General features: G+C 70.4%; 10 protein-coding genes. All 10 read right to left on the bottom strand.

The window, feature by feature from the left end; all coding sequences use genetic code 11:
* Positions 1-4 precede the first annotated feature (4 nt).
* The 10 genes from VM938_10980 to VM938_10935 all read right to left on the bottom strand — a co-directional run bounded on the left by VM938_10980 (position 5) and on the right by VM938_10935 (position 14,939).
* Positions 5-2,377 carry a SpoIIE family protein phosphatase gene (locus tag VM938_10980; protein HVF75562.1) on the bottom strand — a complete coding sequence of 791 codons (2,373 nt, stop codon included), beginning with the start codon at positions 2,375-2,377 and terminating at the stop codon, positions 5-7.
* Between the two features lie 4 nt (positions 2,378-2,381).
* On the bottom strand, positions 2,382-3,182 hold the full coding sequence (locus VM938_10975) for an alpha/beta hydrolase (protein ID HVF75561.1): 801 nt from the start codon (positions 3,180-3,182) through the stop codon (positions 2,382-2,384).
* Positions 3,183-3,218: 36 nt separating this feature from the next.
* Positions 3,219-4,559 carry a hypothetical protein gene (locus VM938_10970; GenBank protein HVF75560.1) on the bottom strand — a complete coding sequence of 447 codons (1,341 nt, stop codon included), beginning with the start codon at positions 4,557-4,559 and terminating at the stop codon, positions 3,219-3,221.
* Between the two features lie 25 nt (positions 4,560-4,584).
* Positions 4,585-5,349: an enoyl-CoA hydratase gene (locus tag VM938_10965; protein ID HVF75559.1), complete on the bottom strand. Its 765-nt coding sequence runs from the start codon at positions 5,347-5,349 to the stop codon at positions 4,585-4,587.
* Positions 5,350-5,556: 207 nt separating this feature from the next.
* Complete coding sequence (locus VM938_10960) at positions 5,557-8,535, bottom strand: ATP-binding cassette domain-containing protein (protein ID HVF75558.1); 2,979 nt, start codon at positions 8,533-8,535, stop codon at positions 5,557-5,559.
* The gene (locus VM938_10955) at positions 8,532-10,718 is read right to left on the bottom strand and encodes an MFS transporter (protein ID HVF75557.1); all 2,187 of its coding nucleotides are present in this window, start codon (positions 10,716-10,718) and stop codon (positions 8,532-8,534) included. Before VM938_10955 ends, VM938_10960 begins: the two co-directional genes overlap by 4 nt.
* Positions 10,715-11,191 (bottom strand): hypothetical protein, encoded by a 477-nt coding sequence (locus tag VM938_10950; GenBank protein HVF75556.1) that lies wholly within the window; start codon positions 11,189-11,191, stop codon positions 10,715-10,717. Before VM938_10950 ends, VM938_10955 begins: the two co-directional genes overlap by 4 nt.
* Positions 11,188-12,360 (bottom strand): mandelate racemase/muconate lactonizing enzyme family protein, encoded by a 1,173-nt coding sequence (locus VM938_10945; GenBank protein HVF75555.1) that lies wholly within the window; start codon positions 12,358-12,360, stop codon positions 11,188-11,190. Before VM938_10945 ends, VM938_10950 begins: the two co-directional genes overlap by 4 nt.
* Positions 12,361-12,421: 61 nt before the next feature.
* Positions 12,422-13,942, bottom strand: coding sequence for an ABC transporter substrate-binding protein (locus VM938_10940; GenBank protein HVF75554.1), 1,521 nt, complete (start codon positions 13,940-13,942; stop codon positions 12,422-12,424).
* 235 nt (positions 13,943-14,177) lie between these two features.
* A complete protein-coding gene (locus tag VM938_10935; protein ID HVF75553.1) occupies positions 14,178-14,939 on the bottom strand; it encodes an SDR family oxidoreductase in 762 nt (253 codons plus the stop codon).
* Positions 14,940-15,001: the final 62 nt, after the last annotated feature.

The raw sequence follows: 15,001 nt of genomic DNA, 5'->3' as shown, positions 1-15,001 counted from the left end.
TCGATCAGCGGCGTTCCACGCAGAGGAGGCAGACGTCGTCGCCTGTCTCCTCGTCGGCCAGAAGGGCATCGGTCAGTTCGTCGACCATCGTCGCCAGCGGCGCGCCGCACCGACGGTCGAACTCGGCGGCCAAGGCGTCGAGGCCTTCGTCGAGCGCCTGTCCTCGACGTTCGACCAAGCCGTCGGTGTAGAGCAACAACCGGGAACCGGGCGCCAGCGTGCAGGTGGCCTCGTCGCGCGCCATGCGGGCCGGGTAGACGCCGAGCGGAGCCGAGCGGCCCTCCCACAGCAAGCGGGCGGGAGCGTCGACCTCGGCCAGCACCGGCGGCAGATGGCCCGCGCACGCATACCGCAGCCGTCCGTTGCGCACGTCGAGCTCGCCGTAGACGACGGTGGCCACCCGCGCCGCTTCCACCTGTTCGACGAAGACGTCGAGGCGCTCCAACACCTGGGCGGGGCCGAGGTCGGCGCCCGCCAAGGCCCGCAACGCACTGCGCAGTTGGCCCATGGCTGTGGCCGCTTCGATGCCGCGGCCCACCACGTCGCCGACGACAATGCCGATGCGGTCGGCGCCCACCCAGAAGGCGTCGTGCCAGTCGCCGCCGACCTCCAACGTCTCCACCGCAGGCCGGTACCGGCTGGCGATGGCGATGCGGGGGTCTTCCGGGGGCGCACCGGCCAGCATGCTGCGCTGCAGCGCATGCGCCACGTCGCGCTGCTGTTCGTAGAGGCGGGAGTTCTCCAAGGCGATGGCGGTGCGGTCGGCCAGGTCGAGCACGAACGACAACTCGGCGGCGGGGCCGTCGGTGCGGACGAGCACCAAGGCCCCGAACACCTCGCCGCCCGCCTGGAGGGGCAAGGTGGCGACGTCGGGCGACGGCGGTTGCTCGCCCGAGGTCGCGGCCACCCGCTCGCCACCGATGTCGACGGCGGCCCAGTCGGCCACGGTCGGGACCACGAGCTCGACCAGGCGGCGCGCCCGTTGGGCCAGCCGCGGCACCTCGTCGAGCAGGCGACTGGTGCGGGCCAAAAAGGCCGCCCGCTCGGCCCGCTGCGCCGTCTCCTCGTGCAGCCGCGCCCGCTCGAGCGCCTGGGCGCACTGGGTGCCGATGGCGAGCAGGAACGTCCGCTCCTCTTTGGAAAACCGGCGCGGCCCGTCGAAGCCCAAGGCCAGCAAGCCGATCGAGCGGCCCTCCACCATGAGCGGCACGACCGCCTCGGCGCAGGGCGCCTCCGTGAACGACGCCTCCCGCGGGTCGCCCGCCGGCTGCAGGTCGCCCCGGCCGCTCAGCACACGGAGCCTGTTGTCGCCGTCGACCACTGCGAAGGCGGTGGCGTCGGCGCCCATGCTGTGGCCCAGTTCGTCGAGCACGGCCGCGGCGATCTGGTCGGGCGCCAAGGCGGCGGCCAGCAAGGCCGTCACCCGCTGCAACACGTCGGCCCGGCGCCGTAGGCGGCGCTCTGCTTCGTAGAGGCGTGCTCGCTCGACAGCCTGGCCCGCGTGGCGGCCCAAGGTGCGCAGCAGGTCGGCTTCGTCGGGGGCGAACGTTCGCGCCTCACGGAACCCGAAGGCGATCATGCCGAGCACGCGATCGTCGGCCAGCAGCGGCACGGCGGCGAAGGCCGGAAAACCGGCGCCGGCCATGGCCGGACCGACGACGTGATAGTCGTCGTCGGTGGTCGCCACCACGAGGTCGCGCTGGTCGAGGATGGCCTGGGCCAGTGGTTCCGAGGCGGGAAGGCGTTGCAGTTCGGCGTCGGGGAAGGCGGTGGAGGCGACGCGCACCAGCACGTCCTGGTCGGCATCCAGCAACCAGGCGACGCTGCCGCCTGCGCCGAAGGCGTCGCCTGCGGCTCGCACCGTCACGTCGGCGATGTCGGCCACGCCCGCGGCGGCAGCCAGGTCGGCCACCACCTGTTGCAGGATGCGGACCCGGGCCTCGGACCGCTCGGCCTTCTGCCTCGCCCACAACAGCTCCTGCTCGTAGGCCTTGCGGTCGGCGGCGTTGAACACCGTGGTCCGGACGAGCAGGGGGTTGCCGTCGTCGTCGGTCTTCATGACCGAGTTCACCAGCACGGGCAGGCGTTGGCCCTCGGCGGAGACGATCTCGACGGCGATCTCTCGCACTGTCCCCTGCATGCGCAGCAGCGGGGCGTAGTGGGTCTCGTGGAAGATACGGCCGCCCGGCGTCAGCAGGTCCTGGAACCGCACCTTGTCCACCAGGTCGTCGCGCTCGAAGCCGGTCCAGTCGAGGAAGGTGCGGTTGACCTTGACGATGAGCCCGCCGGGTCGCGTCGACAGGTACCCGCAGGGCGCGTTCTCGTAGAGGTCTTCGGCGCTGTCCTCGAGCAGCTCGGCGAGAGGCTCGTCGACCAAGCGCTCAGCCGCTCGCCAGGAACGACTTGACGGCGGCCACCGTCTCGTCGGGTGCGCTCAGGTTGGGGCAGTGCCCCGTCGCCTGCAGCACCTTGAGCTCGCTGCCGGGGATCTGCTGATGCACGTACTCGCCCACGGCGTGCGGGGCGATGACGTCCTCGGAGCACTGCAGCACCAGCGACGGTGTCGTCACCCGCGGCAGGTCGTGGCGGTTGTCGGACGTGAACGTGACGTGCGCGAAGTGGCGGGCGATGGCCGGGTCGGTGCGACAAAAGCTGTTGGTCAGCTCCTCGCCCAGTTCGGGCCGATCGGCGTTGCCCATGATCAGCGGCGCCATGGCGCTCGACCAACCCAGGTAGTTGCTGTCGAGCGATTCGAGCAACCCCTCGATGTCCTCGGCGCTGAACCCGCCCACGTAGTCGTCGTCGTTGATGTAGCGGGGCGACGGCCCCACCATCACCAGCCGGGCGAAGCGGTCGGGTTCCTTCAGGGCGGCGATCACACCGATCATGGCGCTCACCGAATGGCCCACGAAGATCACGTGCCGGAGGTCGAGCTCGGCGCAGATCTCAAGGATGTCGGCGGCGTATCCCTCCAGGCTGCCGTAGCGCTCGGGGTCCCACGCCGACAGGTCGGAGTTGCCCGACCCCACGTGGTCGAAGGCGACGATGCGGTACTCGTCCTCGAAGGCCGGGGCCACGAAGCGCCACATGTTCTGGTCGCACCCGAACCCGTGGGCGAACAGCATGGGCTGGCCCGCCTCCTGGCCCGAGAGCGTCACGTTGTTCCTGGTGAGGACGCTCATCGAGCGCACGCTACCCCGCCTGAGCCGGTTAGACCGCTAACGAGTGGTGGTGGGCGAGGTGGCCACCACCTCGAACTCGACGACGACCCGGATGGGCTCGAAGTTGCCCTCCACGACGACAACGATCTGGTGGCGTCCCAAGGCGGCGTCGGCAGGCACGGCGAAGCGGATGTCGCGTTCGTCTCCGGTGCCGGGTCGGATCACCGCGTTGATGCCTCGGCCGCTGCGGAAGCCGGTGGTGTCGCCGCCTTTCACCGGGCACTCCTCGCCCCCGCACATGGCCGGAAGCTTGTCGAGGCCCAGCGACACCCACGCCGCCTCGGCATTGCCGGGCTTGATGCGGGTCATCACGAAGTCGGTCTTGCCGTCGTTCTCCGGTGCCCACGTAAACGAGCCGTTGGTGCCGCGGGCCACCTGCCCGGGCGTGCGCTTGACCCGCATTCGGCCCTGGCCGGGCAGCGTGGGGAGTCCGTCCGCGAAGACCTGGAGGAACGTGGCCGTGCCCCGCAGCCGCACGCCGCCGGGCAGCCGTTCGATGGTGACTTCCAGAGCGGACGCCTTGACGCCGAGGAACTCGCCTTTGTGGTCGCGGCCCGCGGCTCGCACCACACCCGGTCCCGCCCACGACAAGGTGGAGCGGTCCTTGCCTGTGGCGCGCAGGGTGGCGGGCGCGTCGACCCACTCCGCCTCGCCGCCCGAGATGCCCGCGGTGACCCCGGGCTCGCTCACCAGCGTCACCGGGCCGGGCACGTCGGTCGGCTGCGGGCTGCTGGTGGTGCGCGGGGCGTTGGGGTCGAAAGCCGGTTGAAAGGTGAACGAGCCCGCGGCGGCGGTGACGTTTCCCGAGGAGGCCACCTGGATGGTCCCGCGGGTGAGGTGCACTGTGGTGCCCCGGATGCGCAGTTCGCCAACGACGGTGAGGTCGAGCGCCTTGCCCGCCACGTGGACCTCGGGGCCACTGCCCCGCACGGTGCCCCGCCGCCGCGTGCCCGCGCCGTCGACGAACTGGCCGGTGAACTCGATGGCCTGGTTGCCCCGCAGCTTGACGGAGGCGATGCCGGAGATGCCGCCTTCGTAGGCCACCGAGCGGGCGCCCGCGGCGACGCCGTTCGGACTCGGCACCGCGGGCACGGCGGGCAGGGCGGCAACGTCGGGTGGGGGCGGTGCCGGTGTCGCGGCCGTGGTGTCGGGCGGGCCTGCGGCGGCCGTGGTCGTCGTCTCGTTCGGGGCGGGTGCCGGCGAGGCATCGTCGTCGCCCGAGCTGCCCACGCGCACCCCGAGGGTGAAGACGCCCACGAGCAGCACTGCAGCGGTCACGGCTGCCAGCGCTCGTGGGAGGTCTCGCTGCCCGACGAGGCGGACGAGCAGGTCGTTCATCGCATCAGGGTACGGGGGTGCGCGTTCAGCGGGAGCTGATCTGCGCCCGCAGCCCGGCCAGCCGCTCACGGAAGGCGGGCTGGGCCATCGACCACACCTGGTCGACCAGCTCCCGGTCGACGGCGTCTTGGTGGTCGGTGACGGCGGCCATGTCGGCGACCGTCGCCTTGACCCGGCGAACCAGTTCGCGGGGCGCGGCGGCGGCCCGAGCGGCCATGGCATGCGCCGTGAAGAGGAGCTCGTCGTCGGCCACGCAGCGGTGCACGAGCCCGATGCGCTCGGCCTCGGCGCCGTCGACCACCTCGCCGAAGAGCACCAGCGCGGCCGTCGCCTGCGGGCCTGCGACCCGGCGGAGCATCCACGTGTGGCCGCCGCCGGGGTGGAGGCCCAACTTGAGGAACCGCGTGTCGAAGCGGGCGCCCGCGGCGGCGAGACGAACGTCGCACACCAGCGCCAGGTTCATGCCTGCGCCCACTGCGGCGCCGTTCACCGCCGCCAGCGTCGGCAGCGGCGAGCGGCCCACGCGCAGGAAGCCCTCGTAGATCGCCCGCAGGGAGTCCTCGGTGCTGCCCGCCGACGAGCCCGACAGGTGCGACAGGTCGGCGCCCGCGCAGAACGCAGGCGGCTCCCCCGTCACCACCACGGCGCCCACCGCGTCGTCGGCTTCGATGGCGTCGAAGATGTCGACCAGTTCGGCGACCATCGGCAACGTCAGTGCGTTGCGCCGCTCGGCGTCGCGCAGCGTGACGGTGGCGACGCCGTCGACGACGTCGAGGGTGACCAGAGGCATGGCCTTCATACTTGCGGAAAACCCGCTGCTCACCCGTCCCCAAGTCCCGTGAAACGAGGCGGCGACGCGGCCTCAGTCGTCAAAGTCGACGATGCGGCCCGGGCCTTTGCGAAACGCTTCGTACAGGCGGATGCCTTCTTCGGCGATGTCGATGCCGCCCACGTCGACGGGTCGGTTGTCGAGCACGCGCGTTCTCCGCGGCCGGGATCAGGCCGAGCTGACCTTGGCGTGCTGGCCGCAGACGCCGTCGACGGAGGCGGCCCGCGAGCAGCGCTCGCCGGAGCGGGTGACAGCCTCGCAGCGGGCGCCGTCGGCTGCGCCCGCGTGCCCGTGGCCGTTGCCGTTGCCGTTCGACACCTGCGGCACGGCCGCCCGGGAGCGCCGACGCCGGACGCGACCGGACCGTTCGATAGCCGCCATGTTGCCGCCTAGGTAGCTCTCGACCACCGCCGGGTGGCTGCACACCTCGGTGGGGCTCCCGCCGGCGATGACCTGGCCCAAGTCCATGGCGATCATGCGGTCGCTGATCGAGGTCACCAGCGGGATGTCGTGCTCGATGACGATGACGGTGGTGTCGAGGCGATCGCGGATCATGCGGATGACATCGGCCAGCGCTTCGGACTCCCGCTGGGCGATGCCCGACGACGGCTCGTCCAGGAGGAGGAGCCGAGGCCGCATGGCCACGATGCACGCCAACTCGGTGATGCGACGGGTGCCCGTCGACAGCTCGGCCACCGTCTTCGAACGGTAGGCGTCGAGCCCCATGGTCTCGACCAGCGCCCGGGCCTGGACATCACGCTCACGCTCTCGCCGTGATGCCGTGGGCAACCCGAGCAGGGACGCCACCACCGGCGTCTTCGACTGCCGTTCCAACGACAGTCGCACGCACTCCAGCACCGTCATCGTCGGGAACAGGCGGGCGTCCTGGAACGAGCGCACGATGCCGAGGGCGGCCCGGCCCTCCGGCGCCAACTTCGTCACGTCGGTGCCGTCGAAGATCACCGAGCCGGCATCGGGGGCGGTGAAGCCGCCGATGATCTCGAACAAGGTCGTCTTGCCTGCGCCGTTGGGCCCAATGATCCCGAGGATCTCCCGCGGCTGCACGTCGATGGTCACGCCGTCGACAGCGCGCACGCCACCGAAGTGGCGGCGGATGTCGCGCACCTGCACACCTGCGGCGTTGCCACCCTGCTCGACGGACGCCACCTGCGGCGCGTCGGCCAGCCGCACGGCGCCGGTGATGGCCGACGCCTCCTCCGACGTGGCCGCCTCGGCCGCCGCGTCTGTGGGGTCGACGCCCGCCCGTCGCGCCAACAGCACGATCAGCCGCTCTCGCAGGGGGCGCACCAACTGGGCCACGCCGCCGGGGAAGTAGAGGATGAGAAACAGCCACCCCAACGTGCTCGCCGCCGAGGCCGCCGAGTCGAGCGGCACGAAGGCGGGCAAGGCGATGAGGTACAGGGCGCCGATGAGCGAACCGGAGAGCAACGAGATGCCGCCGATCACGCTCATGGCCACCACGGTCACGCTGGCCGCGGCGCCGAAGGTGCCGGCGGTGACCCGGGCCTCGGCATGGAGGATGACGGCGCCGCCGAGGCCGGCGAGGAAGCCGGCGATGGCGAAGCTGAGGAGCTTCGTGCGCATGGCCCGAACGCCGAATGCGCGAGCGCCGTCTTCGTTGTCGCGCACGGCCACGAAGGCTCGACCGACGCCCCCGCGAGCCACGTTCCACACGAGGAGGAAACCCACGGCTAGGAACGGCAGGGCGAACAAGTAGTACGACTTCGACGACAAAAAGGCGCGATCGAAGTAGATGGGGCGACCGGGATCGACGCCGCCGGAGAAGGCCCATGACTGGCTGAACAACCACCCCTGGCACATCAAGGCGAACGAGATGGTGCTCACCGTCAGCAGCAACCCTCGCAGTCGCAGGGCGGGCAGCCCGATGAGCACGGCGGCGACCGCCGCCGTCAGCCCCGAAAGGAGCACGCCGACCACCGGGTCGCCGCCGCGTACGGCGACCTGGTAGCTGGCGATGGCGCCCACGCCCGCCAAAGCGAACTGGCCGAGCGACAGTTGCCCGGTGAGCCCCGTGACCACGAAGACCGAGAGGCCCACGAGCGAGTACCCGGCGACGAGGGTGAAGGTGTAGGCGGCACGGTTCGTCGTCAGTGAGACCAGCACGAAGAGCAGGAAGGTGGCCACGAAGGCGAGGCGGCCCAAGTTGCGGATGGCCCACACCTGGCGCAGCCGTTCGGGCAGGGGCGGCCACGGCGTGGCCGCCAGCCACGACCCCTGGGCTTCCTCCCGCCCGCTGCGGCGTCGGAGGGCGAACAGGGCGACCATGGTGCAGAAGAACAGCAGCGCTTCCACTTGGCCGCTGGAGGGGTTGTTCCACAACAGCACCTGCTCGACCACGCCGATGCCGACGCCCGCTGCCAACGCCCGCGGCAGGCTGTCGAGGCGGGCGATCACCGCGGCCAGCAACGCCCGCAACAGCAGCGCGGGCCCCACCGACATGCCCGCCACCATCACGCCCGCCGACGGCATCTGCAGGATGGCGGTGTAGGCCGAGACCACGCCGGCGATCCCCCAGGTGATCGACGACATGCGGGTGGGCGAGATCCCGCTCATCGACGCCGTGTCGCTGTTGTCGGCGGCTGCCCGCATGGCCACGCCGTAGCGGGTAAAGCGCAGGAACAGCGCCAAGCCGACGACGAGCAGCGGCGTGATCACGAGCATGGCGACGTAGGCCGGGGTCAGCACCAGCTGGCCGACGGCGAACGAGGGGAGGCCCGGGGGCTGCGGAAAGGCCGAGCCGCGGCGCAGGCCGGTGTTGATGGCGAGGCCGAACAGGGCAAGGAACGTGCCTGCCCCCAAGGTGGCGATGATGCTCATCGGGGCGGGCGCCCGGCGGATGCGGCGGACGGCCACCGCCTCCACCGTCATCGCCGCCCCGGCACCCGCCGCCAAGGCAAACGGGAAGACGAGCCAGTACGGCAAGTTGTTGCGCACCACGAACACCACCAGCAGGGCCGCGGCGAAGCCGCCGATCTCGCCGTGGGCGAAGTTGATGATGCGGTTCGAGCGGTAGATCAGCACCAGGCCGACCGCCAGCAGCCCGTACGTCAGCCCGATGACCACCCCCAGGAGGACCAGGGGGAGGGGTACAGAAACAGCGATCACCGGGCGAGTCCCTTCGTTGCACCTTCGAGGAAGACCGACCGGAGCAAGTCGTCCCGGCCGAGCAGGTCACGCGCCTTGCCGTCGAAGCGGATCTCCCCGCGTTCCATGAAATAGACGTGGTCGACCAGCGAGAGGGCGATGTTCACGCTCTGCTCGACGAGGACCACCGCCGTGCCCTGGGCATTGATGCGCCGCACCATCTCCAGCAACTCGCCCACGACCTTGGGCGCCAGGCCCAACGACAGCTCGTCGATGCAGAGCAGGGGCGGCTCGAGGATCAGCGCCCGGCCCAGGGCGAGCATCTGGGCTTCGCCGCCCGACAGGGTGCCCGCCAGTTGGTCGCGCCGTTCGGCCAGCCGAGGGAAGGCGTCGAAGGTGGCCTCGATGCCGCGGTCGACGGCGCGGGTGTCGCGGCCTCGCCCGTAGCCGAAGGCCCGCAGGTTCTCCACCACCGTCAGCCGGGGGAACGTGGCCTTGCCGCCGGCGATCTGGGTGATGCCCAACCCGACCCGCCGCTGGGGGTCGACGTAGGTGATGTCGGCGCCCCGGAAGCGCACCGATCCCGACGACGGCAAGCCCAGGCCGGTGATGGCCCGCAGCAGGGTCGACTTGCCCGCCCCGTTCGTGCCGAGCAGGGCGACCATCTCGCCTTCGTCGACCGAGAACGACACGTCGAAGAGCACCTGCAGCTGGTCGTAGCTGAAGTCGATGTTGCGGCATGCCAGCATGGGCAGGCGCACGCCCGACGACACCAGCTTGCGGATCTCCTCTTCCTCGACGATGTCGTCGACCACGCGGTCGATGTCGGCGTTGATCGTCTTGCGGCAACTGGCGAGCACGGCGGCCGACGCCAGCCCGGGGATGGCCATGGCGATCACCGCGCCCGTCGGCCCCAGGCGCCGGTCGATGCCCGAGAGGAAGATCACCCCGACGAACGACCCGGCGCCGAAGAGCATGATCCCCTGCAGGGCAGCGGCGTGGGCGCGCATCGCGGGCGGCAGCACCGCCTGCACCGACATGGCCAGCGCGGGGACGGTCAGGGCGAATGCGGTGTTGCCGATGGCGAAGAGCACGCCCATGCCCACGAACCACGGCGACAGGACCCCCACGCCGAGGCCGACGACGCCGACGGCCAGGAAGGTGCCGCTCTGCACCACGACGCGAGAGGGATCGTGGCGGAAGTTGCGCTCGATGCGCCCGCCCATGACGATGAGCGCAGGCACGGCGAGGGCAGCGGTGAGGGCGGAGAACACGGCCCGCGCCGTCGGCCCCTGGTGCCACCGCTCGGCCAGGTAGAAGACCATGAACGTGATGAGCGGGGTGAGCATGATCCCCAGCAGGGTCGAGGCGACCATCACCCGCTTCACCGTGGGAATGAGCCAGATGCGCCGCACCACCTCGAAGAAGCCGAGGTCGAGGCCCGGCTCCTCCTCCACCGGTTCGTCCCTCACCAAGCCGCGGATGCGAGCGGTGTCGAAGCGGCCGAAGCCCGGGTCACGAAGGCGCGAGGCGGCCGCAGCGGTGGCCAGGCACACCACGCCGAGCACGACGAACACGCCGCGCCAGGTCAGGTTCAACGCCGTCAAGATGGCCACCGAAGCCGGCGCGATCACCCCGGCGGCGTAGGTGGCCGCCAGGTAGGTCGACAGCATGCGGCCCCTGGCCGCAGGCGGGTAATGGTCGAACAGCAGTGGGCCGTGCACGGTCCGCACCGACCCGCTCGACGCGCCGTCGAGCAAGGTCACCATCAGCAGGCCGAAGGGGTTGCCGACGAAGCCGGTGCACAGCGTCGCCAACCCCCATCCCACCGCGGTCACGATCGCCACCGCGCCGCGGCGAGCCTTCCGCTGCACGAAGGCGGCGGCGGGAAGGGCGGCAACCGACAGGGTCAGTGCCTGCAGGGAGCCGAAGGCGGCGATGGCGGCGGGCGCCAAGCCGAAGGCTTGGGCGATCTCCGGGGCCAGGACGATGAAGGCGCGGGATTGGAACTGGTCGACCAGGGCCAGAGCGCACAGGGCGAAGAGCGGGTACCAGCTCAGCCCCTCCTCGCTGAGGATGCGGCGCAGGGGCGGGGCGTTCTCGTCGCCCGTGATGCCGAGGACGGAGCGGCCCGCCTTGCGCAGCGCCGCCTGGGTCTCTTCGACCTCGACGACGGCGGCATCGTCGTGCAGGGTGTCGGTCACGTCGACTTCCGGATGATCGAGAAATCCCGGTACCAGGCGCTCTCGCCCACGCGGCGGTCCCCGTCGATGAGCACGATGGTGGCGAAGTGCGGGTCGCGGCGGTGCTCCTCGGTGGCGCGGTGATCCGGCAGGCCTGGGAGGGTGACTGAGGGCTCGGTCGTCACGTAGACCCCTTTGGAGGCGAGGTATCCGGCGTCGGGGCAGTCGGGTCGCGACAGGCAGACGTCGTCGTCCTCGGCCAAGGACCGCAGCGACGCGCCGGGCTTGATCGGTGCGCGGTCGACGAACACGGCGAAGGTCAGGCCCTCCACGCGCTCGGCTTCCCAGCGGATGGTCAGAGGCACGGTGACCTCGTCATCGGGGCCGGGGGCCAGGATCCTCACCCGCTGGTCCTGCACGAGGTTGATGCCGCTGACGGCGCAGCCGCCGGTGAGCAGCGCTGCGACAGCCAGGCCGGCGGCGAGGCGCCTCAACGGTCCTCGCGCCATCGCGCCACGAACTGCTCGTCGAGCTCGAGCCCGAAGCCTGGCGCGTCGCCGAGCACGTACATGCCGGCCTGGGGGCCGCCACGATTGGCGAGCAACTGCCAGAACATCGGGTCTCGCTCGGGGTGGAAGCACTCGACGTACGTCCCGTTGGGCACGGCGGCGAGCAGGTGGGCGGCGATCTGGGGCTCTTCGTGGTGCGCCATCTCCACGCCGAACGCGTGGGCCACCGCTGCCACCCGCAGCCACTCGGTCGGCCCGCCGCTCCACGACGCATCGAAGTTGCAGACGTCGACGGCACCGCTCACGATCAGGTCACGAGCCCCTGCGCGGGTGAACTCGCTCTGCCCGGCGGCGATGGGGATGGCGCAGCGATGGCGCAGTGCCGCCATGTCGAGGCGGTCGTTCATCCAGTTCACCGGCTCCTCGAACCAGCGCACGTTGCAATCGGCGACCAGTTCGGCGAAACGCAGCGCTTCCGACAGCGTGTAGCCCTGGTTGGCGTCGGCCATCAGCACGAAGTCGGGCCCCGCTGCCTTCCTCGCCACCCGCAGCCGTTCGGCATCGACCTCGGGGGTGGCCCCGCCGACCTTGAACTTGCACCCGGCGATGCCGAGGGCCAGGTAGTCCTCCATCTCCGAGACCGTCTCCGCGGGGTCGTCCCAGTAGTAGCCACCGATGGCGATGAGTGGCAGGGCGGGCTGTGCGCCGCCCCACACGCGCCACAAGGGCATGCCCATCGCCTTGCCGGCGGCGTCCCACAACGCCGAATCGAGGGCAGCCATGGCCATGATCACCAGGCGACGGTCGCGGAGGATGTCGAACGTCGGCGGGAGCATGGCGTTCCACAGGGCGGCATGGCCCGGCACGGCCATGCCTTTCACCAACGGGCCGAGCTCGTCGGTGATGATCCGGGCGATCTCCAGCTGGGTGCCTGCTTCGTCACCGTTGTAGGAGATCCCGACGACACCTTCGGTGGTGTAGACGCGCACGATCAGGGTGCATCGTGAGTTCATCGAGTAGTGCGATCCCTGGAAGCGGCGCTCGAGCGGCACGCGCAAGGGCACCACCTCGACCCGCTCCACGTGCAGGACCGGCGACGGCGGCGCCGCGCCACCCGTCACCACGTTGTCCTCGGTTACTGCTCCGCTCGTCATCCGTCCTCCGACAGCTCGTCGCCGTGATTTGTAGAAACGTTTTCGGTACGTGGGCTCGGCATCAGGGCAACGGGCGCCAGTCGATGACCTTCACGTAGCAGTTGCACCTGTCGTCGCGCTTGCCCAGGCGGTAGGAGCTCGCCCCGTCGAAGCGGCCGGTGCCGAAGTTGGTGGCCTTCTGCGTCGCCGTGAGGAAGCCGGTGCCGAGTCGGCGCAGCGCAGGGGCACTCGCACCCGGCGCCCACGACGGGCCGGTCGCCCGGGCTGTGTCGAGCCACAACAAGAAGCTGTCGCAGTGGATGAAGACCACGTTGGTGCGGCCCGACTCCTGGGGCCGGTAGTAGTCGCGGCCGGTTTCCTGCGAGAGGATGTCGAGGCAGCGTTGCCTCCCCGGCGACAGCTTCTCCCGGGGCACCGGCGTGGTGTCACCGAAGCCTCGCGAGTTGTCGTCGACCACCATGCCGTCGACGGTGCTCAAGCCCATGGCGTTGGCGTTCTGGGCGGCGGCGCCGAAGGCCAACGCCACCGCGTTCAACGCCATGTAGTCGGTGTAGGCGTAGCGCGGGTTGTATGTCTGCGATCGGGCCTGGCTTGTGAACGAGAGGTAGTTCAGCGCGTAGGTGAACATGATCACGCGCTGGATCTTCTTGTCCTTGAAGTCGAGCACGGCGTTGCCCATCTGGGCGTGCTCCGATGCGGTGCCCTCGTAGCCGACGAAGCGGACGTCGGCGATCGGCACGCCTGCTCGCTGCATGGCCGGCACCAGGTGCTGCTGGTAGGCGGCCCGCAGGTTGGGGATGTCGTCGAGGATCACGCCGACCTTTTCCCCCTCGAAGTACCCGGCTTCCTTCAGGGCCTGCGGGAGCACCTGCATCTCCCGGTCCAGGCCTGCGTTGGTCGTCATGATGTACGGCGCCGTCGACTGCAGGTAGCCGCTGGAACTGGTGGTCACCGCACCCATAAACGTCGTCTTGTGCTTGGCGAAGCAGGCGTAGCTGGCTTCCGTCCCGAACACCACCGAGTCGATGACGACCTCGCGCTTGTCGTCCTCGGTCATGGCCACGCAGGCCGCCGTGCGCTGGGAGTCGTTCGAAGTCTGCGAGATCGTGTAGCCCTTGGCGTCGATCTTGCGGCCGCCGATCCCACCGGTCTTGTTGGCCCAACTGATGAGCGCCTGCATCTCGCGCTCGGCGGCGCTGGCGTCGCCTGCTTTCCTGCCGGTGATCTGCTCGACCTCGCGGTTGTCGGCGATGACGTAGCCGAGTCGGATGGGCGCCGTGTTGCCGGGGCCGGTCGGGCCCGGGCCTGTTGTCGTCCCTGGGCCGGGACGTGTCGGGTCGCCGCCGTTGGCCCCGGGAGCGAGGCCGGTGGTGCCGGTCGTGCCGGGCGTGCCCTGTACACCGGGCTCCTGCCCAGGAACGCCACCCTCGAGGGGCTTGCCGTCGGGGCCGACGCCGAACTCCCCTTCCTCGCCCCCCTGCTGCTGCTTCGAGTTCGCTTGGCGATAAGCGGTGGAACTACCGCAGGCGGCAGCCAACAGCGAGAAGGCTGCCAGTGCGGCCAGGGCACGGGTACCACGCATCAACGAAGACTCCCTGGGGTGGGGGGGTGGAAACGTTTCTAGTCATGACAGCACGGTTGCGCAGGCTCAGTCAAGGGATTCCGCATCGGAAACGCTACGTTTCTGGAAACGTTTCGGAAGGCCTACCTGGATGCATCGATCCCTCGCATCGTGTCGCGCCGACCGCCCGCGTCGAGGACCCTCCGTACACGAAACGTTTTCCGACACCCGTCATGAAACGGCGAGGGGCCGCTGGTCAACCCAGGGTGGAAGAGCCCACCCCGTAACCGGCGAGGAAGCCACCGTCGGCGTACACCACTTGGCCGGTCACGTATGACGCGGCATCGGAGGCCAAGAACCTGATCACCTGGGCGATCTCGTCAGGTTCGGCCATGCGGCCCATCGGCGTGGCCGCCCGGATGGGCGCCTCGCTGATGGTGCCCTCGGCGATGGCGTCGAGGATGAGGTCGGTGGCGACGTACCCCGGGCCTACTGCGTTGACCCGCACGCCACGCGTCGCCCACTCGACGGCCGCCGTCCGCGTGAGGCCGATGACGGCCGACTTCGACGCCACGTAGGCGGACCGAGCCGGCGCGCCGCGAGCGGCGGTGATCGACACCAGGTTCACGATGCACCCCCGCCCGGCCGGGAGCATGTGGCGGGCGGCCGCCTGCATGCAGCGCAGGGTGCCGTGCAGGTTCACGTCGAGCACGTCGGTCCAGTCCGACCAAGCCAGGGCCTCCAGTGGCGCGTGGCGCTGGATGCCTGCGTTGTTGACGAGCAGGTCGAGGCGGCCGAACCGGGCCACGGCCCCGTCGACGGCAGCGTCGACGGAGGCGGCGTCAGTGACGTCGAGCACGGTCGAGTGACACTGCGCATCCTCGGCTGCCGCGGCCGTCTGCGCCTCGTCGCAGTCGCCGACCACGACGGTCCACCCGTCGGCGGCCAACATTCGAGCCGTTGCCAAGCCGATCCCCCGCGCCCCGCCGGTGACGAGCGCGACCATGCCCTGTTCCATCCTGCCTCCGTCCAGTAAACGATTCCGGGGAACCTCGTCGGATAGTATCGGGCGGCCGTGCA

The organism is Acidimicrobiales bacterium (assembly GCA_035536915.1).
Taxonomy (GTDB): Bacteria; Actinomycetota; Acidimicrobiia; order Acidimicrobiales; family JAHWLA01; genus JAHWLA01.
Note: the sequence above shows the minus strand (reverse complement) of the source record. Positions and strands in the feature narration are given on the sequence as shown.

Coding starts and splice junctions, on each gene's coding strand:
- VM938_10975 (HVF75561.1), bottom strand. CDS start 3,182: ATGAGCGTCCTCACCAGGAACAACGTGACGCTCTCGGGCCAGGAGGCG.
- VM938_10970 (HVF75560.1), bottom strand. CDS start 4,559: ATGAACGACCTGCTCGTCCGCCTCGTCGGGCAGCGAGACCTCCCACGA.
- VM938_10965 (HVF75559.1), bottom strand. CDS start 5,349: ATGCCTCTGGTCACCCTCGACGTCGTCGACGGCGTCGCCACCGTCACG.
- VM938_10945 (HVF75555.1), bottom strand. CDS start 12,360: ATGACGAGCGGAGCAGTAACCGAGGACAACGTGGTGACGGGTGGCGCG.
- VM938_10940 (HVF75554.1), bottom strand. CDS start 13,942: ATGCGTGGTACCCGTGCCCTGGCCGCACTGGCAGCCTTCTCGCTGTTG.
- VM938_10935 (HVF75553.1), bottom strand. CDS start 14,939: ATGGAACAGGGCATGGTCGCGCTCGTCACCGGCGGGGCGCGGGGGATC.